We start from the raw sequence: 21,381 nt of genomic DNA, 5'->3' as shown, positions 1-21,381 counted from the left end.
GGGGATGGGGCGCCCGATGGCTCGGGCAATGCGCTACTTCTTTTTTGCGCGGGGATGCGCCTGATCGTAGATCTTGGCCAGGTGCTGAAAATCGAGCGAAGTATAAACCTGCGTGCTGGCAATACTGGCGTGGCCGAGCAGTTCCTGCACCGCGCGCAAATCGCCCGATGACTGCAGCATGTGCGTGGCAAACGAATGCCGCAGCACGTGCGGGTGCACATCCGCCGGAACACCCGCCGCGATGGCGTTGCGCTTCATGCGCAATTGAATCTGCCGCTGCGCCAGCCGCTTGCCGCGCGGCGAGAGAAACAGCGCGTGCGCGTCTTCGGGTGCCGCGTCTGGCTTGGCAAGCTGCGCGCGCACCGCCAGCCATGCAGCCAGCGCTTGCGCCGCCTTGGTGCCCACCGGCACGGTGCGCCGCTTGCTGCCTTTACCAAGCACCTGCACCTCGCGCGCCTCGAGGTCGAGCCAGCTCGCCGATTCATACGCGCCGGCCTTCACGTGTCGCATATCCAGGCTGACGAGTTCGGAGAGCCGCAAGCCACACGAATAGAACAACTCGTTGACAGCGCGATCGCGCACCGTCTCGGGATCGTCGCCAGGCAGTTGCTCCATCAGCGCGACAGCCTGCTCGACGGACAACGCTTTCGGCAGTCGCTTCGGGCTCTTCGGGGCGCGTACGCCATCGACCGGGTTGGCGGTGACGGCGGCATCGCGCAGCGCCATCCATTTGAACCAGCCGCGCCACGCGGACAGCGCCCGCGCAATGCTGCGTCCCGACAAGCCGTCGCCATGCAGTTGCGCCATCATGCGGCGAATGTGGTGCGACTGCAGCTGCGTTAGGTCGATATTGGCGGCGTGCTGCGCACCGAGGCGCTGCAGCACGGCCAGCTCGCGGGTGTAGCTCTCCAGCGTATGCGGCGAGAGCTGCCGCTCGAACCTCAGCGCGTCCAGGTACGCCGCAATCTGCGGATGCGGCGCTTGAGCGCCATGGTCATCGGCGGATGCAGATTGCGGCATGCGGCGGGCTGCGCTCAGTCGCGCAGTCGGTTGAGCGCGGCAGCGGCCAGTTCGCCGATCTGCGCGAGGTAGGTCGTGCCCATGCCGTCATGGAAACGGCGGGCGTCCGGCGAGCCGAGTACCAGCAGGCCGAAAGCCGGCGCGGCGCTGGCATCGGCATCCCCACGCACCGGCACGCGCAGCGTGACGATGGCAAGCGATTCGATCGGTGCGCCGCCGGTATCGGTCGTATCGAGCCAGCCGGCGGCTTCAAAGCCGGCATTGGCGCCGCAATACGGCGCGCGCAGACCGGTCGCAAACAGGCGCACTTCCTCGCTCACGCCCTGCGCGACTTCCAGATGCGCGAATTCTTCGCCGACCTGCCACACGCGTAGCGCCACGGCCGGCACGTCAAAGATTTCACGCAGGCCATCCTGCACGGCATACGGCAGCGCATGCGTGTCGGCCTCGCCCAGCAGGCGCGTCGTCCATGCGTGCACGCGCTGCTGCGTGCGGTCGTTCTCGTTGCCGTGGCGCATCAGGTCCGACAGCTTGAGTTCGAGATGCTTGTTCTTGTCGCGCAGGATCTCCATCTGGCGCTCCTGCAGCGACACGGCGCGATGGCTGTGCGGGCTGGTGAGCTGGATGGCGGCCAGCAGCTCCGCATGCTCTTCAAAAAAGGCCGGATGCGCCTGCAGGTAGTTGGCGACGTCTTGTGCGTTCATCGTGGAGGTGCTCATCAGGCTGCGCCCAGTTTTTTCTTCAGCAGGTCATTGACTTGTGCAGGGTTGGCCTTGCCGCGCGTGGCCTTCATGGCCTGGCCGACCAGCGCGTTGAATGCCTTCTCCTTGCCGGCGCGGAATTCCTCGACCGACTTGGCATTGGCTGCCAGCACGTCGTCGATGATCTTCTCCAGCTCGCCCGAATCCGACATCTGCTTCAGGCCCTTCTCGGCGATGATCGCATCGGCATCGCCACCGTGCTCGCCTGCCCACATGGCGGGGAAGACGTCTTTCTTGGCGGTGTTGTTGCTGATCGTGCCGTCGGCAATGCGTGCGAGCAGCTTGGCCAGCTGTGCAGGCTTGACCGGTGCGGCATCGATGTCCAGATCGGCGCGGTTCAGGTTCGAGGCAACCTCGCCCATGATCCAGTTGGCGGCGGCCTTGGCGTTCGCAGCGCCGGCATCCGCCACGACGGCCTCGAAGTAGGCAGCCGTCGCCTTGGTGGCGGTGAGGATGCTGGCGTCGTACTTCGGCAGGCCGTACGCCGACTCAAAGCGCGCAGCCATGGCCGCCGGCAGCTCGGGCAGCGTGGCACGCACGCGCTCGATCCAATCGTCGCCAATGACGAGCGGCAGCAGGTCGGGATCCGGGAAGTAGCGGTAATCCTGCGCGTCTTCCTTGCTGCGCATCGAGCGCGTTTCCTTGCGGTCCGGATCGTACAGGCGGGTTTCCTGCACCACGGTGCCGCCGTCTTCGATCAGCTCGATCTGGCGGCGCACTTCATAGTTGATCGCCTCTTCCAGGAAGCGGAACGAGTTGAGGTTCTTGATTTCGCAGCGCGTGCCGAACGGCGCATCCGGGCCCGGGCGCACCGACACGTTCGCGTCGCAGCGGAAGCTGCCTTCCTGCATGTTGCCGTCGCAGATGCCCAGCCACATCACCAGCGCATGCAGCGCCTTGGCGTAAGCAACGGCCTCGGCCGCGCTGCGCATGTCGGGCTCGGTCACGATTTCCAGCAGCGGCGTGCCGGCGCGGTTCAGGTCGATGCCGGTCATGCCGGCAAAGTCTTCGTGCAGCGATTTGCCGGCGTCTTCTTCCAGATGGGCGCGCGTGAGCTGCACGGTCTTCTCATAGCCGGGCTGGCCGTTCTTGCCTTCCACCTGGAAGGTCAGCGTGCCGCCCTGCACCACCGGAATTTCGTACTGGCTGATCTGGTAGCCCTTGGGCAGATCGGGGTAGAAGTAATTCTTGCGCGCGAAGATGCTCTTGGGCGCGATCTTGGCGCCGATGGCCAGACCGAACACGATGGCGCGCTCGACGGCGCCTTTGTTCAGCACCGGCAGCACGCCCGGCAGCGCCAGATCAACCGGCGCCGCCTGCGTGTTGGGCGCCGCGCCAAAGGCGGTGGACGCGCCGGAGAAAATCTTCGAGACCGTCGAGAGCTGCGTGTGCGTCTCGAGGCCGATCACCACTTCCCATTGCATGTTGCGTGTGTCCTGTCGATTGTTGTGGTGTGAATATCTAGGTACTCAGGTGTTCAGGTAATCAGGTGTTCTTGTCTGGCTGCGATCACGGGTGCGGCGCATCGAGCCACGCCGCGAGCTTCGCGAACGCGGCCTCGCGCGCTGCCGGATCGCCACCGACGGTGACCGTTCCGTAGCGACGTCCCTTCGGGACGCCGTTGCGCTCCGTGACTGCGGCGGTGCCGTCAAAGCCGTGATACGCGCCGCCAAACATGTCCAGCTCGAAACGCGCCTGCGGCTGGCGCGCCAGGACGGCCGTCTGCAGCGCCTGGCAGTGATCAGCCGGCGTCCAGTCGTCGTTGCCGCCGGCCAGCAGCAGCAATGGCGCATTCAGCCGATAGTCCGGCCGCTTCTGCGCCGACGCACAGCCCGGATAGAAGGCCACCGCGCGATTGACCACGGGCGTGTCGGCGGGCCAGGCGCGGCTGGCGTCCACGGCCTCCAGCACGGCCTGCGCGCCGTTGGACCAGCCGAGCAGCACGATGCGGCGCGCATCCACGCCCGGCTGCCCCGCCACCCAGCGGATCGTCGCCAGCACGTCGGCGCGGCGTACTGCGCCGTTGATATCGCGCGTGGCGGTGCGTTCGGTGCAGATGCCGTGCGGTTTGCCGCGCGGGCCGAAACTGTCGGGAAACACCACCGCGTAACCACGCGCGCCCAGCCACTGCGCATAACCGCGATACCGCGAGCCCAGCGCCTTGGCATCCGCCCCAGCCGGCGTATACAGGCCGCTGCAGCCGTGCAGCGCGATCACCACCGGCGTACCGGTCGCAGGCGCCTTGACGGGCGACGCGACCCAGTAGGCGGTCAACGTTGGCGGCGCATCCTCGGCGTCTTTCATGGACGCACGGGGAATCTCCACCGTCTGCACGCCCAGCTCGGCCGCCGATGGCGCACGCGCAGCCGGCATATCCGGCAGAGCGCCTTCGGCGTCCGGCGTCGGTTGCGCGGCGGCGTGCAGCGCCAGGGCGCCGGCCAGCGCGGCCACCACGCGAAGCAATAGGCGCATCACCGGGCATTGCGGGCACATTGGCCCGTTTGCGGGTCGAACATCACCGGCCACGCTTCTTCATAGATGCCGGGCGTGCAATGCGCTTCACAGTTGGCGTGTGCCAGCGTGACGCGGCGCGGGTCCTGCCAGACCATCAGCGTGCAATTGCCGTTGCGCTCGCGCAGCTCGATGCTGGGGCGGCGCCTGGTCTGCTGGAACGTCGACAGGTCGAACTGACACGAACCGCGCCGGCCGACCCACAACTGCCATTGCATGGCGCTGACGTTGTTGTCGGCCACGGTGAGCGTCGCCTGCTCGCGGAAACCGTCTTCCTCGGTCTGGCTGCAGTAGCCGTTGATGTCGATGCGGCGGTCGGAGATCGGCGGCGGCTTCGACGGGCGGCTGATGCCCGGAATCGATGGCAGCGGAATCGGCACGCACGCCGCCAGCAGGCCGGCGGCAAGCGCCAGCCCGAGTGCAGTGCGGATGCGGTGGTTCATGCGTGCCTCCTGCGTGGAGCGGACGTCTGGATGGGGCCTCAGGCCGCAGGCTGGCGGTTGTGCCAGTCGGTCGCCTGCTGGAACGCGTGCGCGATCTGCAGCATGCGTGCCTCTTCAAAATAGTTGCCGATGATCTGCAAGCCAACTGGCAGACCGTTGGCGCCGAAACCGGCCGGCACGCTCATGCCCGGCAGGCCTGCCAGGCTGGTCGACAGGGTGAAGATGTCTTCAAGGTACATCTGCACAGGATCATCGCTCTTCTCGCCGATCTTCCAGGCGACGGTCGGGGCGACGGGGCCCATGATCACGTCGCACTGCGCGAATGCGTTCTGGAAATCCTGCGCGATGATCCGGCGGATCTTCTGCGCCTGGAGGTAATAGGCGTCGTAATACCCGTGGGACAGCACATAGGTGCCCACCAGGATCCGGCGCTTGACCTCCCAGCCAAAACCCTCGGCGCGCGACTTGCGGTACATGTCGGCCAGATCGCGGTATTCCGCCGCGCGGTGACCGTAGCGCACGCCGTCAAAGCGCGACAGGTTGGACGACGCCTCGGCCGGGGCGATCACGTAATACGTCGGGATCGACAATTCGGTCTTCGGCAGGCTGATGTCGACCAGCGTGGCGCCGAGCTTTTCCAGCTCGCCCAGCGCCGCGCGCACCGTGGCGCGCACGTCGTCGGCCAGGCCTTCGCCAAAATACTCCTTGGGCAGGCCGATGCGCAGGCCGGCCAGCGGGCGCGCAGCATCGGCGCCTTGCAGCGGCTGGCCGAGCAGGCGGCCGAAATCTTCCACATCGCCGCCGCGGCCGGGTTCCAGGCTGGTGGAATCGCGCGGGTCAAAGCCGGCCATGGCAGACAGGAGCAGCGCGCAATCCTCGGCCGTGCGGGCCATCGGGCCGCCCTGGTCCAGCGATGAAGCGAAAGCGATCATGCCGTAGCGCGACACGCGGCCGTACGTCGGCTTGATCCCCGTAATGCCCGAGAACGATGCCGGCTGGCGGATCGAGCCGCCCGTGTCCGTCCCCGTTGCAGCGGGCACCAGATCGGCCGCCACCGCCACGGCGGAGCCTCCCGACGAGCCGCCCGGCACGTGCTCGAGGTTCCACGGGTTCTTGACCGCGCCGAACGCCGAGTTCTCATTGGACGAGCCCATCGCGAATTCGTCCATGTTGGTCTTGCCAAGCGTCACCATGCCGGCCGCCCCCAGGCGCTCGACGACGGTGGCGTCAAACGGGCTGGTGTAATTGCCGAGCATCTTGGAGCCCGCCGTGGCACGCCAGCCGCGGGTGACGAACACGTCCTTGTGCGCGATGGGCACGCCGGTCAGCGGCGCCGCGTTGCCGGCCGCAATGCGCGCGTCGGCGGCCCGCGCCTGGGCAAGCGTCGCCTCGGCGTCGACATGGGTAAAGGCATTGAGGTGCGCCCCCGCCTCGATGCGCGACAGGTAATGGCGCGCCAGTTCCTCCGCCGAAACCTCCTTGGCGGCGAGTTGGGCGGACAGGGCTTTGATCGTGGATGCGGTCATCGAATACGTTCGGATGGGCTGCCGGCAGCGGCCGGCGACGTCGAATGGAGTGGGCTCAAGACCAGCGCGGACGCGCCGTTTACGCGGATTGCCGCGGGTTACTCGATCACCTTGGGCACAAGGTACAGGCCGGCCTCGGTGGCCGGGGCGCATTGCTGGTAGTCGGCACGGCGGTCGGCCTCGGTGACGGCATCGTCGCGCAGACGCTGGGCTTGCGCCTGGACCTGCTCGATGGGGTGGGCCATCGGCTCGATGCCGGTGGTGTCCACGGCCTGCATCTGCTCGACCAGCGAGAAAAACTGGTTGAGCTGCGTGAGGGTTTGCGCGGCCTCGCCCTCGGAGACTTCGATACGGGCGAGATGGGCGATGCGTTTGACGTCGGAGAGTTCGAGTGCCATCGGAATGGGTCAGTGAGTGCAGCGGCGGGCGGGCAAAGTGCGGCAAGCGACGGCTACTGCGCGCAAGGGGCGCCCAGGTTGGGCCCCGACAGCGCCGATTTGCCGCAATTTCGGCGCCAAACGCCCGCCGAATACCCGCAGATTGCCCGAATTATAAGGTATGATTGCCGACTAAATTTCTAAGTCAGCAGGCGACTTCGTGCAGTCACGGACCCTCTGATTAAGTACCCCGGGAACCTCCCGGCAGTCGCACCGTCAGCATCAGGCGACACTTAATCAAAGGTTCCTTGGGGGCCCCCTCTCCGGGCGGCCCAGCCTCGGCAGGATGGCCAGTGCCACGGCACCCCACCGTCGATCACCACGGAGCCCGCGACATTCCCGGGAGCGCAGTAGCAGGATCGGACCGCATGGCATGCCCTTGCGACGTCCGCGCGTAGGTGCAGCCGTAGCACCGCAATCCTGCTGCTGGGCCGCCCATGACTCGAAAAACAGGATTCATTCGATGTTCGGCTTTTTGCGCAGCTATTTCTCCAACGATCTCGCGATCGACCTCGGCACCGCCAACACCCTGATCTACGTCCGCGACAAGGGCATCGTCCTTGACGAGCCCTCGGTTGTGGCCATTCGCCAGGAAGGCGGCCCGAACGCCAAGAAGACCATCCAGGCTGTCGGTAAGGAAGCCAAGCAGATGCTGGGCAAGGTGCCGGGCAATATCGAGGCGATCCGCCCGATGAAAGACGGCGTGATCGCCGACTTCACCGTCACCGAGCAGATGCTCAAGCAGTTCATCAAGATGGTGCACGACACCAAGCTGCTGCGCCCGAGCCCGCGCATCATCATCTGCGTGCCGTGCGGTTCGACCCAGGTCGAGCGCCGCGCCATCCGTGAATCGGCGCTGGGCGCCGGCGCATCGCAGGTCTACCTGATTGAAGAGCCGATGGCGGCGGCCATTGGCGCCGGCCTGCCGGTGTCGGAGCCGTCGGGCTCGATGGTGGTGGACATTGGCGGCGGCACCACCGAGGTGGGCATCATCTCGCTGGGCGGCATGGTCTACAAGGGCAGCGTGCGCGTGGGCGGCGACAAGTTCGACGAGGCCATCGTCAACTACATCCGCCGCAACTACGGCATGCTGATCGGCGAACAGACCGCTGAAGCCATCAAGAAGGAAATCGGCTCGGCCTTCCCGGGTTCGGAAGTGCGCGAGATGGAAGTGAAGGGCCGCAACCTGTCGGAAGGCATTCCGCGCGCCTTCACTGTGTCGTCCAACGAAATTCTGGAAGCGTTGACGGATCCGCTGAACCAGATCGTCTCCTCGGTGAAGATCGCGCTGGAACAAACCCCGCCGGAACTGGGCGCCGACATTGCCGAGCGCGGCATGATGCTCACGGGCGGCGGCGCACTGCTGCGCGACCTCGACCGCCTGCTGGCCGAAGAAACCGGTCTGCCGGTGCTGGTGGCCGAAGACCCGCTGACCTGCGTGGTGCGCGGCTCGGGCATGGCGCTCGAACGCATGGACAAGCTCGGCAGCATCTTCTCGTACGAATAACGGGACCATGCGCCACGCCGATCCGCGTTCCGCTGTTGCGGCCGATTTCGTGACTGCCGTTCTAGTCACGCCAGCCGCCTTCGCGGACCGCTGAGATGCGTCTCGCGCCCGTGCGCTGTGCTCCGCCCACGCAGGGCTTCGGCACCGCACCAGCGCCACACCCAATCTGTTGCCGGCAGGCCGTTGACCTTGACGTTGACCGTCACGCGTCTGCCGTGCCCATTTGAAGCGTCCGGGTCATGGATTACTCCCCGCCGCCCCTCTTCAAGCAGGGCCCGTCCGCCACCGCGCGGCTGGTCGCCTTGCTCGCGCTTGCGCTTGCGTTGCTCGTGATCGATGCCCGCATGTCCGTGCTGGGCGTGGTCCGGCAAGTCGTGTCGGTCATCCTGTACCCCGTCGAGCGCCTGGTGCTGATTCCACGCGATACGGCACGCGCCGCGCTCGAATACACGCAGTCGTCCACCAAGCTGGCCGTCGATAACCGCAGCCTGCGCGAATCGGCCGTTGCCCAGGCGCAGCAATCGCTGCGCGCCTCGCAGCTCGAAGCCGAAAACCGGAATCTGCGCACGCTGCTGAATCTGAAGCAGCACGCCGCGGTGCCCACGGTAGCGGCCGAAGTCCTCTACGAAGCACGTGACCCTTATACGCAGCGCATCGTGATCGATCGCGGCTCGAAGGACGGCGTGCGCGCGGGCTACCCCGTCATCGACGACCGCGGCGTGGTCGGGCAGGTGACGCGCGTGTCGCTGTTCGAATCGCAAGTCACGCTGCTGACGGACAAGGACCAGGCGATCCCCGTGGAGGTCGTGCGCAACGGCCTGCGCAGCGTGGCCTTCGGCGGTGCCCGGCCGGGCGCGCTGGACCTGCGCTTCATGGCCGCCTCGGCCGATTTGCAGCAGGGCGACCTGCTGGTCACGTCGGGGCTGGACGGCGTCTATCCGGCTGGCCTGCCGGTGGCGCGTATTTCGCAAATCGAGCGCAAGGCTGATACCGCGTTCTCACGCGTGATTTGCGAGCCGGTGGCCGGCATCCGCAGCAACCGGCACCTGCTGATCGTGAAGTACGAATCGGGCTTCCCGCCGCCGACGGATCTGGCGCCGCCGCCCGCAGCCAAGGGCAAGAACGCTGCCCGCGACGCCCGCGAAGAGAAGGATCGCGCCGCACGCGCCGCCGCCGAAGCCAATGTGCCGGCGCCCGCGCCGGCCGCCGAAGAAAACGCCCCGCCGCCGCGCCCGACCGACGCCGACGGCAATCCGCTGGACACCGATTCAGCGCAAAAACGCTGAAGCGAGGCCATCGATCATGAACTCGCCCCAATACCTGCTGCGCCCGGTCAATCCTGGCTTCATCGCGTTCAGCTTCGTGCTGGCGTTCCTGTTCAACCTGATGCCGTGGGGCCACATGCAGTGGATTCCCGATCTGGTGGCGCTGGTGCTGGTGTTCTGGAACATCCATCAGCCGCGCCGCGTGGGCATGGTGGTGGCCTTCCTGCTGGGCCTCCTGATGGACGTGCACGAAGCGCGTCTGCTTGGCGAACACGCGATGGCCTACACGATGCTGTCGTATTTTGCGATCACGATTCACCGGCGCGTGCTGTGGTTTTCGGTGCTGTCGCAGGCGCTGCACGTGCTGCCGCTGCTGGTGCTGGCGCACGCCGTACCGATCGTCATCCGTCTGCTGATGGGCGCGCACCTGCCGGACTGGCAGGTCATCCTGCCGCCGCTGATCGAAGCCGCCCTGTGGCCGTTCGCCAACGCCTTCCTGCTGGCGCCGCAGCGTCGCCCGGAGAGCGTCGACGAAACCCGGCCCATCTAAGGCGGCCGACCTGATGCGCCCCGCTATTCGCCCTCACCTGGCATGACCGAAATCCGCAACGTCGAACAGGAGCTGTCGCGCTTCCGCCTGCGGCTGGCGGCGGCCGCCCTGTTCGTGCTCGTCTGCTTCGGGCTGCTGCTGGCGCGCTTCTTCTGGCTGCAGCAGGTCAAGCACGAGCAGTACTCGGCCAAGGCGGAAGACAACCGCATTTCGGTCGCGCCCATCGAGCCCAACCGCGGCATCATCATGGACCGCAACGGCGTGGTGCTGGCGCGCAACTATTCTGCCTACACGCTGGAGATCACGCCTTCCAAGCTGCAGGACACGCTCGATAACACGATCGACCAGCTTGCCCAGGTGGTCGATATCCAGCCGCGCGACCGCCGTCGCTTCAAGCGCCTGATGGAAGATGCGCGCAGCTTCGAGAGCCTGCCGATCCGCAGTCAGCTGACGGACCAGGAAGTCGCGCGCTTTTCGGCGCAGCGCTTCCGCTTTCCGGGTGTGGACGTGCATGCGCGGCTGTTCCGCCAATACCCGCTGGGCGACTCGGCGTCGCACGTGATCGGCTACATCGGCCGCATCTCCGAGCGCGATCTGGACCGCATCGACAATATGAGCGATGCCAACAGCCAGCCCGGCGTGGCGTACGACCCGCGCAAGGATTCGAACAACTACAGCGGCACGGAATACATCGGCAAGGTCGGCATCGAGCAGAGCTACGAAACCGAACTGCACGGCCTGACGGGCTACGAAGAGGTGGAAGTCAGCGCGGGCGGCCGGCCGATCCGCACGCTGTCGACCTCGCAGGCAACGCCGGGCAACAACCTGATCCTGTCGCTCGACATCAACCTGCAGCGGCTGGCCGAACAGCTCTTCGGCAACCGGCGCGGCGCCCTCGTGGCGATCGAGCCGGAGACGGGCGACATCCTCGCCTTCGTCTCCAAGCCGACGTTCGATCCGAACCTGTTCATTGAAGGGATCGACAGCGCGACCTGGAATGAGCTGAACAACTCGCCGGACAAGCCGCTGCTGAACCGCCCGCTGCGCGGCACGTATCCGCCGGGCTCGACGTACAAGCCGTTCATGGCGCTGGGCGCGCTGGAGCTGGGCAAGCGCACGCCGCAGTGGGGCATGGCTGATCCGGGCTCGTTCACGCTCGGCAACCACACCTTCCGCGACGACGTGCCGGGCGGGCACGGCTGGGTCGACATGTACCGCTCCATCGTGGCGTCGTGCGACACGTATTACTACCGGCTCGCCAACGACATGGGCGTCAATGCCATCCACGATTTCATGAAGCCGTTCGGCTTCGGGCAGGTCACGGGCATCGACATCGAAGGCGAGCGCACAGGCATCCTGCCCTCCACGGACTGGAAGCGCAAAGCCTATAAGCGCCCGGAACAGCAGAAGTGGTACGACGGCGAAACCATCTCGCTGGGCATCGGCCAGGGCTACAACAACTTCACCATCCTGCAGCTCGCGCATGCGATTTCGACGCTGGCCAACAATGGCGTGGTGATGAAGCCCCACCTGGTGAAGGCGGTTGAAGATTCGCTGTCCAAGTCGCGCGCGCTGACGGTGCCGACGGAGAGCTATCGCATTCCGCTCAAGCAGGCCAACATCGACGTGATCAAGCGCGCCATGGTGGGCGTGAACCAGGCCGGTACGGCGGCAAAGGCGTTCATCGGCGCGCAATACGTGTCGGCGGGCAAGACCGGTACGGCGCAGGTGTACTCGCTGGGCAAGAACGAGAAGTACAACCACCACGCCATTCCCGAGAACAAGCGCGATCATGCGCTGTTCGAGGCTTTCGCACCGGCGGACCATCCGAAGATCGCGCTGGCGCTGATCGTGGAAAATGCCGGCTTTGGTGCCGCATCGGCCGCACCCATCGCACGTGCGGTCATGGACTATTACCTGACCGGCAGGTGGCCTGCGGAACTGGCCGCCACCGCGCCGAAGCCCCAGCAGCAACCGCCGGTGGATACGCCCAGCGTGTTCTCGACCGGCAAGACGGCCACCATCGCCAGCGCGACGGCTGCGCCGCAGGTGACCGCAGAGCCGGCATCCGGGGTCGCTGCTGCTTCGGGCGTGGCAGCCTCCGCCGCCAGTGCGGTGGCCGCCGCTTCGGCGCCCGCCGCATCGTCGGTGGCAGGGGGCACCACACGCAGTGTGCCGCCGCTGTCGCCGGACCTGGTGGCCCCTGCCCTGCGCGAGGCTGGCACCAGCGCCGAAGCCGTCGCCCCGGCCACCCTGGACGCCCAGGTGCTGCAAGCGCTGTCGCATGCACAACCGGCGCCCGAACTGCCACCGCGCGGACGGGGCAACGCTGCCGCACCGGCTTCGGCTCCAGCGACCACACCAAAGGGTGCGAAGGACACCAAGCCGGGCAACAAGCCGGCACCGAAGCCCGCGCAGAAACCGGCCTCCAAGCCGGCCGCGCCCTGATATTTGCGCTTGAGGATCTCGCCATGGACAAACTGGACAAGCGCCGCATATTCAACGTCATCAAGTCGCTCTTCACGGGCTTCGATGGCCCGCTGGCGCTGATCGTCTTCCTGCTGCTCGGGACGGGATTGGTGGCCCTGTATTCGGCCGCCATCGACATGCCGGGCCGGGTGGAAGACCAGGTCCGCAACATCCTGCTGTCGTTCGTGCTGATGTGGATCATCGCCAACCTGCCGCAGCAGACACTGATGCGTTTTGCCGTGCCGCTCTACACCGTGGGCGTGGCGCTGTTGATTGGCGTGGCGGCGTTCGGGCTGATCCGCAAGGGCGCGCGGCGGTGGCTCAATATCGGCGTGGTGGTCCAGCCTTCCGAGATCATGAAGATCGCCATGCCGCTGATGCTGGCGTGGTACTTCCAGAAGCGCGAGGGCGTGATCCACTGGTACGACTATCTGGCGGCCGCCTTGCTGCTGCTGATTCCCGTCGGGCTCATCGCCAAGCAGCCGGACCTCGGCACCGCGCTGCTGGTCCTGGCAGCAGGCATCTACGTGATCTACTTCGCCGGGCTGTCTTGGCGGCTGATCGTGCCGGTGCTGGTGGTTGCTGTCACGGCGATCACGTTGGTGGTGTCGTTCGAATCGCGCATTTGCGCGCCGGGCGTGAACTGGCCGATCCTGCACGACTACCAGCAACACCGCGTCTGTACGCTGCTCGACCCGACCACCGACCCGCTGGGCAAGGGCTTCCACACCATCCAGTCGATCATCGCTATCGGCTCGGGCGGCGTGACGGGCAAGGGATGGCTGAAGGGCACGCAAACCCACCTGGAGTTCATCCCCGAGAAGCACACCGACTTCATCTTCGCGGTGTATTCAGAGGAATTCGGGCTGGTGGGCAACGGCGTGCTGCTGTTCCTCTATCTGCTGCTGATCTTGCGCGGGCTCTTCATTGCCGCCAATGCGGGCACACTGTTCGGGCGCCTGCTGGCAGGGTCGATCACGCTGATCTTCTTCACCTACGCCTTCGTCAACATGGGCATGGTGAGCGGCATCCTGCCTGTGGTGGGCGTGCCGCTGCCGCTCATCAGTTACGGGGGGACGGCGCTTGTCACGCTGGGCATGGGCATCGGCATCCTGATGAGCATCGCGCGACAGAAACGCTTCGTACAGACCTGAAAAAAAACGGCCGCCAGAATTGGGCGGCCGTTTTGCTTTCAGGCGGCGACGGCTTCTTCGCGCAGCAACCTTCGCAGCACCTTGCCCGTTGCGGTGGCGGGCAGCGCATCGTGGAACTTCACGCGCCGCGGCACCTTGTATGGCGCCATGTTGTCGCGCGACCATGCAATCAGCTCGGCTTCCGAGAGCGTCACGCCGTTCATCGGTACCACGTGCGCGCACACGACTTCGCCCTTGTCGGGATCGGGAATGGGCGTCACGGCCACTTGGCGGATGCCGGGGTGGCGCGACAGCAGCGCCTCGACCTCTTCCGGGAACACGCTGTAGCCCGACACCTTGATCATTTCCTTGATGCGCCCCTGCCATTGCAGGTAGCCGTCGGGCGAGACCTGGCCGATATCGCCGGTGCGCAGAAAGCCGTTGTGCAGGACGGCACGCGTGGCATCGTCGCGCTGCCAGTAACCGCGGAACACGCCGGGGCTGCGGATGGTGATCTCGCCGGCCTGGCCCGGGGTCAATTCCGCGCCGGTGTGCGGGTCGACGATGCATACCTCGGTCTGCGGGACGATCTTGCCGTGCCAACCCCAGCGCGGAGCCTCGGCGGGCGTGATGGCGTCGCAGGTGTGGGTTTCCGACAGCCCATAGGCCGCTTCGTAGATGCGGCATTGCGGGCCGGCAAAAGCACGCCACTGCTCGGCAATCGCTTCGGTCAGGGTGACACCGAAGCTGGTGCATGGGTTGGCCACCAAGGATTCCATGCGGTACTGCGCCGCGTCCGGATGCGCCATGACCGCCAGATTCATCGGCGTCATGCTGTACCAGCGTGTCACGCGGTAGCGGTCGATCGCCTGCAGCACGGCCAGAGGATCGAACCGATGGAGCAGGATGGTCGTCGCACCGGAGTACAGCATCACGTTCATGCCCATCAGCATGCCGGCGATGTGAGACAGCGGCGCCACCGCCAGCATCACGTCCGCGGCATGGATGCCGCTGACCTGCACCGTGACGGCGGTCTTGTACAGTGCGTTGCGGTGCGTGAGCATGGCGCCCTTCGGGCGGCCGGTGGTGCCCGACGTGTAGACCATCAGCGCAACGTCGTCCAGGCTCACCTCGATAGCCGCCACCGCGTTGCGCTCGGCCACATCCACCGGTTCGGCCATCAGCTGCATCAGGTCAAGCTGCGCGGCGCCCGGCTTGTTCTTGAGTGGCGGCGCGGACGAGGCATCGGCGGCAATCAGCTCGGGCGGCACGGCCAGCGCCTTACGACACGCCGGCTGCGAGGGCTGCAGATCGGCATAGCGCGTAGTAATGACGGTCGTGACCGACGTGCCAAGTCGGGCGGCCTCGACGATCGGCATCAGGTCTGCCGCGGCCACCAGAATCTTGGCGCCAGAATCGGCCAGTTGGTCGCGCAGCTCGTGTTGGCGCGACAGCGGCCCGCACGGCACAACGATGCCGCCCAGCTTGGCCGTGGCCAGATGCGCCACGATGGCTTGCGGACAATTGTGCAGAAACAGCGCAACGCGATCGCCGCGTGTCACGCCCAGGCGCCGCAACTGCACTGCCAGCCGCGTCGAGGCTTGGTCCAGCTCGCGCCAGCAGATCGTGCGGCCGTACCACAACAGGGCGATGCGCTCGGGCGTTTGCTGCGCATGGTGGGCGCAATACCGGTGCAGCGGCATTTCGCCCGCCAAATAATTGACCGGTTCGCGGTTCTGGATGGTCATGTGGTGTCTCCTCGGCCACCGGCCTCGCAAAGCGAGGCATCGGCCGTGATGGCAGCCCTCGATGCGGGGCGCTCATGCGGGTCAGGGTTCGCGGCATCCATCGTTCGAGTATGGCGAAGCCGTCTGGCCACCGCCGCACCGATTTGCGCAAGACCCTGTTCCACCCACGATTTGAGCCGAACATGACGTCGCGCAAGACGAATCCCACAAAAATCTACCGTTCGGTATAGAGTCTCGGCGCAAATCTGCTACGGCGTCAATCGGTGAGAAGTCGGATACCCAGCCACGGCAAGGAAACAGCCCAAACACAAATGCCGCCGACATTCTGACCTGAGCGTGCGCTCACATTCCAGGATTGCCGCTAGGCATTGAATTGCGTGTGACAATATTAAATATTTGCTGTCATGACAGATTTGTTCTATTTTTGACAACAAATTATGTGAGAGGCAGGAATGGATCGTTTGCAGTCGATGCGGGTGTTTTCCAAGGTGGTGGAGCTTGGCAGCTTCGCCCGGGCGGCCCAGCATCTGTCGATGAGCAATGCCGTGGTCACGCGGTACGTGGCCGATCTTGAGGCGCATCTCGGCACGCGCCTGCTCAACCGCACCACGCGCAGCCTGTCGCTGACCGACGTGGGCGAAACCTACCTGCAGCGCTGTGCGCAGATCCTGCTCGACATTGACGAGGCCGAATCGCTCGCCACCTCGCGCAGCCAGGCGCTCGTCGGTGGCCTGCGCATCGTCGCCCCCGTCATGTTCGGGCTGCACGTGCTGCCGATGCTGCTCGCGCGCTTCCAGCAGCTTTATCCCGAGGTAACGTTTGACGTGGCGCTGTCCGATCGCCCGATCGACATCGTCGAGGATGGCCGTGACGTCGGCATCATGGTTTCGGAACTCGGCCTCGGCTCGCACCTCGTCGCACGCCGGATGATTTCCGCCGAGATGGTCATGGCCGCCACGCCAGCCTACCTCCGCCAGCATTCCACGCCCCAGCGCGCCGAAGATATTGCCGAGCACCGCGTCATCGCCATGTGGCATCCGCAACTGCGTCACGAATGGGAGATGAGCACGCCCGACGGCCAGTCGATCTCGGTGCCGGTGCAGCCCTCGCTCGTCACGAGCAATGCCGAACTGATGCACCGCGCGGTGCTCGCCGACATGGGCATCGCGATTCTGTCGTCGTACATGGCGCGTCCGGATCTCGAATCCGGACGACTGGTGCGCGTGCTGCCGCAATACAAGTTGCCGCACCGGTCGCTGTCGCTGGTGTACCCGAGCCGCAAGTTCCTGCCGACGAAGGTCCGCACGTTCATCGACTACATGCTGGCCCAGGCGATGGAGGTCAAGCACAGCGAGGCGCGTGCCGGACGCGGCCTGAGCGAGGCCGCATAAGCCGAGCCGCATCGCCAAAACAAAACGGGAGGACAGTGTCCTCCCGTTTGCATTGATGCCTGCGAAACCGCGATCAGGTTTCGCTGGTGCTTTCCTCGTCGGCCTCGGCTTCAGCGGCTTTCTTGCGCGCCGGGGTCTTCTTGGCGGCGGTCTTGCTTGCGGTCTTGGCGGGCGCCTTCTTGGCAGCGGGCGTCTTGGCCGCAGCCGTCGTCTTCTTCGCCGCAGTCTTGGCACCGGGCTTGCCCTTGCCTTCGCCACGCGGCTCGAATTCGAAGCCGATCTTGCCGTCCGGCTGCTTGACGAGGAACGCCTTGAAGTTGCGCCCTGTGCGCGCCGACTTGAAGCCGGTCAGCAGGTCCGTCTTGCCTTCGGTCAGCAGCTTGGCCAACTGCTCGCGGCTGATCTCCTGCTGCAGGATGATCTTGCCCGTGGTGAAGTCGCAGGTCTTGGGCTGCGCCACGGCGTTCTCGCACACGTACTTCAGGCCGTGCTCGTAGACGTTGCCGTTGCACTTCGGGCAGTGGCCGACGCTTTCCTGGCCGGAGAAATCGACCGGCTCGCCATCGTCTTCGTCGTTCTGGCCGAAGTCGAACTCCATCTTCCAGTGACCGTCTTCCTGCGCCAGCTTGAGGATGGCCGCAAACGGCCGGCCCATCTTGCTGCGGAAGCCCTGCAGCGGGCCGATGGTCTTGTTGGTCAGCAGCTCTTCCACCTCGTCCAGCTCGAACTGGCGGCCACCCGGGATCTTGCTGATCGAGAAATCGCAGTGGCTGCAGGCGAAGCGGCGGTAGTTCTCTTTGACCACGTGGCCGCATTGCGGGCACGGCGTGGAGAGCGTCGCGTAGTCGCCGGGGATGGTGTCGCTGTCGTATTCCTTCGCGCGCTTGACGATCTGCTGCGTCATCTGCGCGATCTCGCGCATGAATTCGTCGCGCTCCAGCTGACCGCGTTCGATCAGCGAAAGCTTGTGCTCCCAGCCGCCGGTCAACTCGGCCTGCGTCAGTTCTTCCACGCCCAGGCCGCGCAGCAGCGTCATCAGCTGGAAGGCCTTGGCCGTCGGGATCAGCTCACGGCCCTCGCGCACGAGGTACTTTTCCGTCAGCAGACCTTCGATGATGGCCGCGCGCGTCGCTGGCGTGCCCAGGCCCTTGCCGGCCATGGCTTCGCGCAGCGCGTCGTCGTCGACCAGCTTGCCGGCACCTTCCATGGCCGACAGCAGCGTCGCTTCGTTGTAGCGTGCGGGCGGCTTGGTGGTCAGGCCGACCGGCTCGACCTTGTCCGTCTTGACCTTCTCGTCCTTGGCGACCGGCACGAGGTTGGCGTCTTCGCCCTGCGCCTCGCGGCCGTACACGACCAGCCAGCCCGGATTCACCAGCACCTTGCCTTCGGTCTTGAAGTGATGCCCGGCCACCTCGGTAATCCGCGTGGTGACCTGGTATTCGGCGGCCGGGAAGAACACCGCCAGGAAGCGGCGCACCACCAGGTCGTACAGTTTCTGCTCGGGCTCCGAGAGGTTCTTCGGCGCCTGCAGCGTCGGGATGATGGCGAAGTGATCGCTGATCTTGCTGTTGTCGAAGATCCGCTTGTTCGGCTTGACCCACTGGTTGGCCAGGATCTTCTTCGCATGCGTCAGATAGTTGGGCGAGCTTTCGCCCAGCATGTCCAGCGTCTGCTTGACCGTGCCCAGGTAGTCTTCGGGCAGCGCGCGCGAATCGGTACGCGGGTAGGTCAGCACCTTGTGCTTTTCATACAGCGCCTGCGCCAGGCCCAGCGTGTTCTTGGCCGAGAAGCCGAAGCGGCCGTTGGCCTCGCGCTGCAGGCTGGTCAGGTCGAACAGCGCCGGCGACATCTGCGTCGACGGCTTCGATTCTTCCGTCACCGAGCCCGGCTTGTCGCGGCACGCGGCAACGATGCTCTTGGCCTCGGCCTCGCTCCACAGACGCGAATCGCGTTGCTCTGGATCGAACTCGTTCTTCTTGAACTTCGGGTCGAACCAGCGGCCTTCGTACAGGCCGGCCGCGGCGATGAACTCGGCGCGCACTTCCCAGTAATCGCGCGGCACGAAGCGTTTGATCTTCTCTTCGCGCTCCACCACGATCGACAACGTGGGCGTTTGCACGCGGCCCACGGTGGTCAGGAAGAAGCCGCCGCCCTTGCTGTTGAACGCCGTCATGGCGCGCGTGCCGTTGATACCGACGAGCCAATCGGCCTCGGAACGGCAGCGCGCGGCGTCCGCTAGCGGCATCATGTCTTCGTTGCTGCGCAGCTTGCCAAAGCCATCACGGATGGATTGCGGCGTCATCGACTGGAGCCACAGTCGCTTTACCGGCAGCTTGGTGTTTGCATGTTGCGCGATCAGGCGGAAGATCAACTCGCCTTCGCGCCCCGCGTCACATGCGTTGATCAGACTGGTCACGTCCTTGCGCTTGATCAGGCGCGTCAGCACCTTCAGGCGCGACTCGGACTTGGCGATCGGGCGCAGATCAAAGTGCGGCGGGATCACGGGCAGATGCGCGAAGCTCCATTTGCCGCGTTTGACCTCGTATTCATCCGGCGCGGCAATCTCGACCAGGTGGCCAACCGCCGAGGAGAGGACGTAGTCGTCGCTCTCAAAGTACTCGTCGTGCTTGGTGAAGCCACCCAGCGCGCGCGCGATATCAGCGGCGACCGACGGTTTTTCGGCAATGATGAGAGCCTTGGACATGTGAGCGGATCCTGGCGATCGCAAGTGATCGGGTAAAGAAGAAGTCGCTTTTCTATAACGACCGTTCGCGTGTTTTTTTAGAGTCTTATGGCAACGCCTGCCGACTTCAAGTGCCGGCGACGCTTGTCAGCGCGCCCATTTGGGCGTCCTTCATGTTCGGCCGGCCCAAATTTGGCCGCCAATCATAAGCGCGGTTCCTTTTCAGGCGCAATAGAGTGGCGCATGCGGCGCTCCGCCCTGTCAAGACTTGGAATCACGTCGATTCCAACAGCCAGCCTCGCAAGTCCGGGGCCGCCGGTACCGCGGGAGCAACGCCCAGATCACGCGAAATCAATCCTTCAACAACGCCCGCGTGAGGCAGGACCGGGCCGAAAAACAACACATCGCTCCCTCGCTGCACCAGCAGGGTCGGAAAGTTTTCCACGTCGAAATCGCCCAGCGCGTCGGCATGGTCTTCCACATCGACCCAGACGAAGCAGCACTCCGGATGCCGCTGCGCCAGCTCAGTGAAGGTCGTGCGATAGCTGCGGCACGTGCCGCACCACTCTGCGCACAGGCACGCGACCAGCAGTTGCCCGGAGCGAATGCCCGCGTGGAGCGCAGCGGCGTCGGAGTCGGGCGAGAGCAATGGCATGAAAAACGGGGCTGAACGATAAGCGGCGTGGCGAAGGGGCCGCGCCTATTGTAGGCACGCTTTTACGGAAGCCGCAGGAAGCGCCCGCCGGGCTGACGCTCGACGCGGCTATCAAGCTCCAACGCCAGGAGCTGTGCGGAGAGCGCGGCCGCTGCCTGCCCGGTGCGCTCACACAAGGTATCCAGATCGACGGGATCAAAGCCGAGCGCGTCGAGTAGCGCCGTTTCAGCGGCACTCGGCGCCGCGCGGGCGGGGGCCGGCGCAGCCTCAGGTGGCTGGACCGTAGCCGTACGCGTCGCACGTTTGGCCGGCGCTGCAGCACGCCCCCAGCCGAGTTCGTCGAGGATATCGGCGGCGGTTTCCACCAGCTTGGCGCCCTGCTTGATCAGCAGGTGGCAGCCCTTGGCCAACGGCGAATGGATCGACCCGGGAATCGCAAACACATCGCGCCCCTGCTCGGCCGCCAGCCGCGCCGTGATCAGCGAGCCGGACTGCGCAGCCGCTTCCACCACCAGCAGCCCGCGCGCCAAGCCGGAGATCAGTCGATTGCGGCGCGGGAAGTTCTCGGCACGTGCGCCCATGCCGAGCGGGTATTCGGAGATGATGACGCCAGCCTCGGCAATGCGATGCGCCAGCACCCGGTTGCGGGCCGGGTAAACAATATCCAGCCCTGTCCCCACGACTGCGATGGTGCTTCCCGGGCCGGCCAGCGCGCCCTCATGCGCGGCCGCATCGATGCCGAGCGCCAGGCCCGACACGACGGTCACGCTCGCCGCCGACAGCGCCTGGGAAAACGCCCGGGCGTTGTCGATACCGGCCGCCGTGGCGCTGCGCGCGCCCACCACACCCACCGCGGCGGCGCGCAGCAGGGAGGCGTCGCCCTTGGTGTACAGGAGGGTCGGCGGGTCCGGCAGTTCGAGCAGGCGGGGCGGGTAGCCGCGATCGGCCAGCGTGAAAATGGCGTTGCCCGGCTCGTTCACCCAGGCGACGGTGCGCTCGATCAGCGCCGCGAGCGTGCCGTCGGGCTCGGCGAGCACTGCGCGCGCTTGCCGCTCCGGGAGCACCTTGGCGAGCGCGGCATATGGCTGGGCGAAGATGTCTTGCGGCAACCCGAAAGCCGCCAGCAACTGCCGCGCGGCAACGGGCCCAACGCCGGGGGTTTCAGTCAGACGCAGCCACGCGGCCAGTTCAGCCGGATCGCGCGTGCAGGAGAGGGAAGCGGTGGAATCGGCCGCGGCGGGTGCCGCGGCCTGGGAGGCATCGGTCAAATCGAGGACTGCGG

General features: G+C 65.8%; 17 protein-coding genes. 6 read left to right on the top strand and 11 right to left on the bottom strand.

What is annotated here, in order from left to right; genetic code table 11:
• Positions 1 to 33: 33 nt before the first annotated feature.
• The 7 genes from xerC to gatC form a co-directional block, all read right to left on the bottom strand.
• Positions 34 to 1,020 carry a tyrosine recombinase XerC gene (gene xerC / locus AAHM38_RS09910; protein ID WP_015856086.1) on the bottom strand — a complete coding sequence of 329 codons (987 nt, stop codon included), beginning with the start codon at positions 1,018 to 1,020 and terminating at the stop codon, positions 34 to 36.
• Between the two features lie 14 nt (positions 1,021 to 1,034).
• The gene (locus AAHM38_RS09905) at positions 1,035 to 1,724 is read right to left on the bottom strand and encodes a DUF484 family protein (protein WP_015856085.1); all 690 of its coding nucleotides are present in this window, start codon (positions 1,722 to 1,724) and stop codon (positions 1,035 to 1,037) included.
• Between the two features lie 14 nt (positions 1,725 to 1,738).
• Complete coding sequence (gatB, locus tag AAHM38_RS09900; RefSeq protein WP_015856084.1) at positions 1,739 to 3,205, bottom strand: Asp-tRNA(Asn)/Glu-tRNA(Gln) amidotransferase subunit GatB; 1,467 nt, start codon at positions 3,203 to 3,205, stop codon at positions 1,739 to 1,741.
• A gap of 85 nt (positions 3,206 to 3,290) precedes the next feature.
• Positions 3,291 to 4,253: a dienelactone hydrolase family protein gene (locus AAHM38_RS09895; RefSeq protein WP_015856083.1), complete on the bottom strand. Its 963-nt coding sequence runs from the start codon at positions 4,251 to 4,253 to the stop codon at positions 3,291 to 3,293.
• On the bottom strand, positions 4,253 to 4,735 hold the full coding sequence (locus AAHM38_RS09890; protein WP_015856082.1) for a hypothetical protein: 483 nt from the start codon (positions 4,733 to 4,735) through the stop codon (positions 4,253 to 4,255). Before AAHM38_RS09890 ends, AAHM38_RS09895 begins: the two co-directional genes overlap by 1 nt.
• 38 nt (positions 4,736 to 4,773) lie before the next feature.
• Positions 4,774 to 6,261, bottom strand: coding sequence for an Asp-tRNA(Asn)/Glu-tRNA(Gln) amidotransferase subunit GatA (gene gatA / locus AAHM38_RS09885; protein WP_015856081.1), 1,488 nt, complete (start codon positions 6,259 to 6,261; stop codon positions 4,774 to 4,776).
• Between the two features lie 98 nt (positions 6,262 to 6,359).
• On the bottom strand, positions 6,360 to 6,659 hold the full coding sequence (gene gatC / locus AAHM38_RS09880) for an Asp-tRNA(Asn)/Glu-tRNA(Gln) amidotransferase subunit GatC (protein ID WP_004628291.1): 300 nt from the start codon (positions 6,657 to 6,659) through the stop codon (positions 6,360 to 6,362).
• A gap of 502 nt (positions 6,660 to 7,161) precedes the next feature.
• On the opposite strand from gatC, the gene AAHM38_RS09875 reads away from it, so the two are divergent.
• From AAHM38_RS09875 to rodA, 5 genes are all read left to right on the top strand, one after another.
• Positions 7,162 to 8,205 (top strand): rod shape-determining protein, encoded by a 1,044-nt coding sequence (locus tag AAHM38_RS09875; RefSeq protein ID WP_004628293.1) that lies wholly within the window; start codon positions 7,162 to 7,164, stop codon positions 8,203 to 8,205.
• 239 nt (positions 8,206 to 8,444) lie between these two features.
• Entirely contained in the window at positions 8,445 to 9,491 is a 1,047-nt protein-coding gene (gene mreC, locus AAHM38_RS09870) for a rod shape-determining protein MreC (RefSeq protein WP_015856080.1), read from the top strand.
• 16 nt (positions 9,492 to 9,507) lie between these two features.
• Positions 9,508 to 10,020 (top strand): rod shape-determining protein MreD, encoded by a 513-nt coding sequence (gene mreD / locus AAHM38_RS09865; RefSeq protein WP_015856079.1) that lies wholly within the window; start codon positions 9,508 to 9,510, stop codon positions 10,018 to 10,020.
• A gap of 42 nt (positions 10,021 to 10,062) precedes the next feature.
• Positions 10,063 to 12,468: a penicillin-binding protein 2 gene (mrdA, locus tag AAHM38_RS09860; RefSeq protein WP_015856078.1), complete on the top strand. Its 2,406-nt coding sequence runs from the start codon at positions 10,063 to 10,065 to the stop codon at positions 12,466 to 12,468.
• Positions 12,469 to 12,491: 23 nt separating this feature from the next.
• Complete coding sequence (rodA, locus tag AAHM38_RS09855) at positions 12,492 to 13,643, top strand: rod shape-determining protein RodA (protein ID WP_015856077.1); 1,152 nt, start codon at positions 12,492 to 12,494, stop codon at positions 13,641 to 13,643.
• Positions 13,644 to 13,681: 38 nt separating this feature from the next.
• Here rodA and AAHM38_RS09850 read toward each other — a convergent pair whose 3' ends face one another.
• Positions 13,682 to 15,370, bottom strand: a complete 1,689-nt coding sequence (locus tag AAHM38_RS09850) for an AMP-binding protein (RefSeq protein ID WP_015856076.1) — start codon at positions 15,368 to 15,370, stop codon at positions 13,682 to 13,684.
• 452 nt (positions 15,371 to 15,822) lie between these two features.
• Here AAHM38_RS09850 and AAHM38_RS09845 point away from each other — a divergent pair, with 452 nt between their 5' ends.
• Positions 15,823 to 16,761, top strand: a complete 939-nt coding sequence (locus tag AAHM38_RS09845; RefSeq protein WP_009239399.1) for a LysR family transcriptional regulator — start codon at positions 15,823 to 15,825, stop codon at positions 16,759 to 16,761.
• 73 nt (positions 16,762 to 16,834) lie between these two features.
• On the opposite strand, the gene AAHM38_RS09840 is transcribed toward AAHM38_RS09845, so the two are convergent.
• The 3 genes from AAHM38_RS09840 to dprA all read right to left on the bottom strand — a co-directional run bounded on the left by AAHM38_RS09840 (position 16,835) and on the right by dprA (position 21,367).
• Positions 16,835 to 19,465: a DNA topoisomerase III gene (locus AAHM38_RS09840; protein ID WP_015856075.1), complete on the bottom strand. Its 2,631-nt coding sequence runs from the start codon at positions 19,463 to 19,465 to the stop codon at positions 16,835 to 16,837.
• 253 nt (positions 19,466 to 19,718) lie between these two features.
• Entirely contained in the window at positions 19,719 to 20,099 is a 381-nt protein-coding gene (locus tag AAHM38_RS09835) for a thioredoxin family protein (protein ID WP_015856074.1), read from the bottom strand.
• A 62-nt stretch (positions 20,100 to 20,161) separates the two neighbouring features.
• A complete protein-coding gene (gene dprA / locus AAHM38_RS09830) occupies positions 20,162 to 21,367 on the bottom strand; it encodes a DNA-processing protein DprA (protein ID WP_015856073.1) in 1,206 nt (401 codons plus the stop codon).
• Positions 21,368 to 21,381 lie beyond the last annotated feature (14 nt).

This window comes from Ralstonia sp. OTU4908 (assembly GCF_038440115.1).
Lineage (GTDB): Bacteria > Pseudomonadota > Gammaproteobacteria > Burkholderiales > Burkholderiaceae > Ralstonia > Ralstonia pickettii.
This window is presented reverse-complemented; position numbering and strand designations above follow the sequence as displayed.

What these genes read in the sequence shown, in the direction of transcription:
- xerC (WP_015856086.1), bottom strand. Translation starts at nt 1,020, where the DNA reads ATGCCGCAATCTGCATCCGCCGATGACCATGGCGCTCAAGCGCCGCAT.
- AAHM38_RS09905 (WP_015856085.1), bottom strand. Translation starts at nt 1,724, where the DNA reads ATGAACGCACAAGACGTCGCCAACTACCTGCAGGCGCATCCGGCCTTT.
- gatB (WP_015856084.1), bottom strand. Translation starts at nt 3,205, where the DNA reads ATGCAATGGGAAGTGGTGATCGGCCTCGAGACGCACACGCAGCTCTCG.
- AAHM38_RS09895 (WP_015856083.1), bottom strand. Translation starts at nt 4,253, where the DNA reads ATGCGCCTATTGCTTCGCGTGGTGGCCGCGCTGGCCGGCGCCCTGGCG.
- AAHM38_RS09890 (WP_015856082.1), bottom strand. Translation starts at nt 4,735, where the DNA reads ATGAACCACCGCATCCGCACTGCACTCGGGCTGGCGCTTGCCGCCGGC.
- gatA (WP_015856081.1), bottom strand. Translation starts at nt 6,261, where the DNA reads ATGACCGCATCCACGATCAAAGCCCTGTCCGCCCAACTCGCCGCCAAG.
- gatC (WP_004628291.1), bottom strand. Translation starts at nt 6,659, where the DNA reads ATGGCACTCGAACTCTCCGACGTCAAACGCATCGCCCATCTCGCCCGT.
- AAHM38_RS09875 (WP_004628293.1), top strand. Translation starts at nt 7,162, where the DNA reads ATGTTCGGCTTTTTGCGCAGCTATTTCTCCAACGATCTCGCGATCGAC.
- mreC (WP_015856080.1), top strand. Translation starts at nt 8,445, where the DNA reads ATGGATTACTCCCCGCCGCCCCTCTTCAAGCAGGGCCCGTCCGCCACC.
- mreD (WP_015856079.1), top strand. Translation starts at nt 9,508, where the DNA reads ATGAACTCGCCCCAATACCTGCTGCGCCCGGTCAATCCTGGCTTCATC.
- mrdA (WP_015856078.1), top strand. Translation starts at nt 10,063, where the DNA reads ATGACCGAAATCCGCAACGTCGAACAGGAGCTGTCGCGCTTCCGCCTG.
- rodA (WP_015856077.1), top strand. Translation starts at nt 12,492, where the DNA reads ATGGACAAACTGGACAAGCGCCGCATATTCAACGTCATCAAGTCGCTC.
- AAHM38_RS09850 (WP_015856076.1), bottom strand. Translation starts at nt 15,370, where the DNA reads ATGACCATCCAGAACCGCGAACCGGTCAATTATTTGGCGGGCGAAATG.
- AAHM38_RS09845 (WP_009239399.1), top strand. Translation starts at nt 15,823, where the DNA reads ATGGATCGTTTGCAGTCGATGCGGGTGTTTTCCAAGGTGGTGGAGCTT.
- AAHM38_RS09840 (WP_015856075.1), bottom strand. Translation starts at nt 19,465, where the DNA reads ATGTCCAAGGCTCTCATCATTGCCGAAAAACCGTCGGTCGCCGCTGAT.
- AAHM38_RS09835 (WP_015856074.1), bottom strand. Translation starts at nt 20,099, where the DNA reads ATGCCATTGCTCTCGCCCGACTCCGACGCCGCTGCGCTCCACGCGGGC.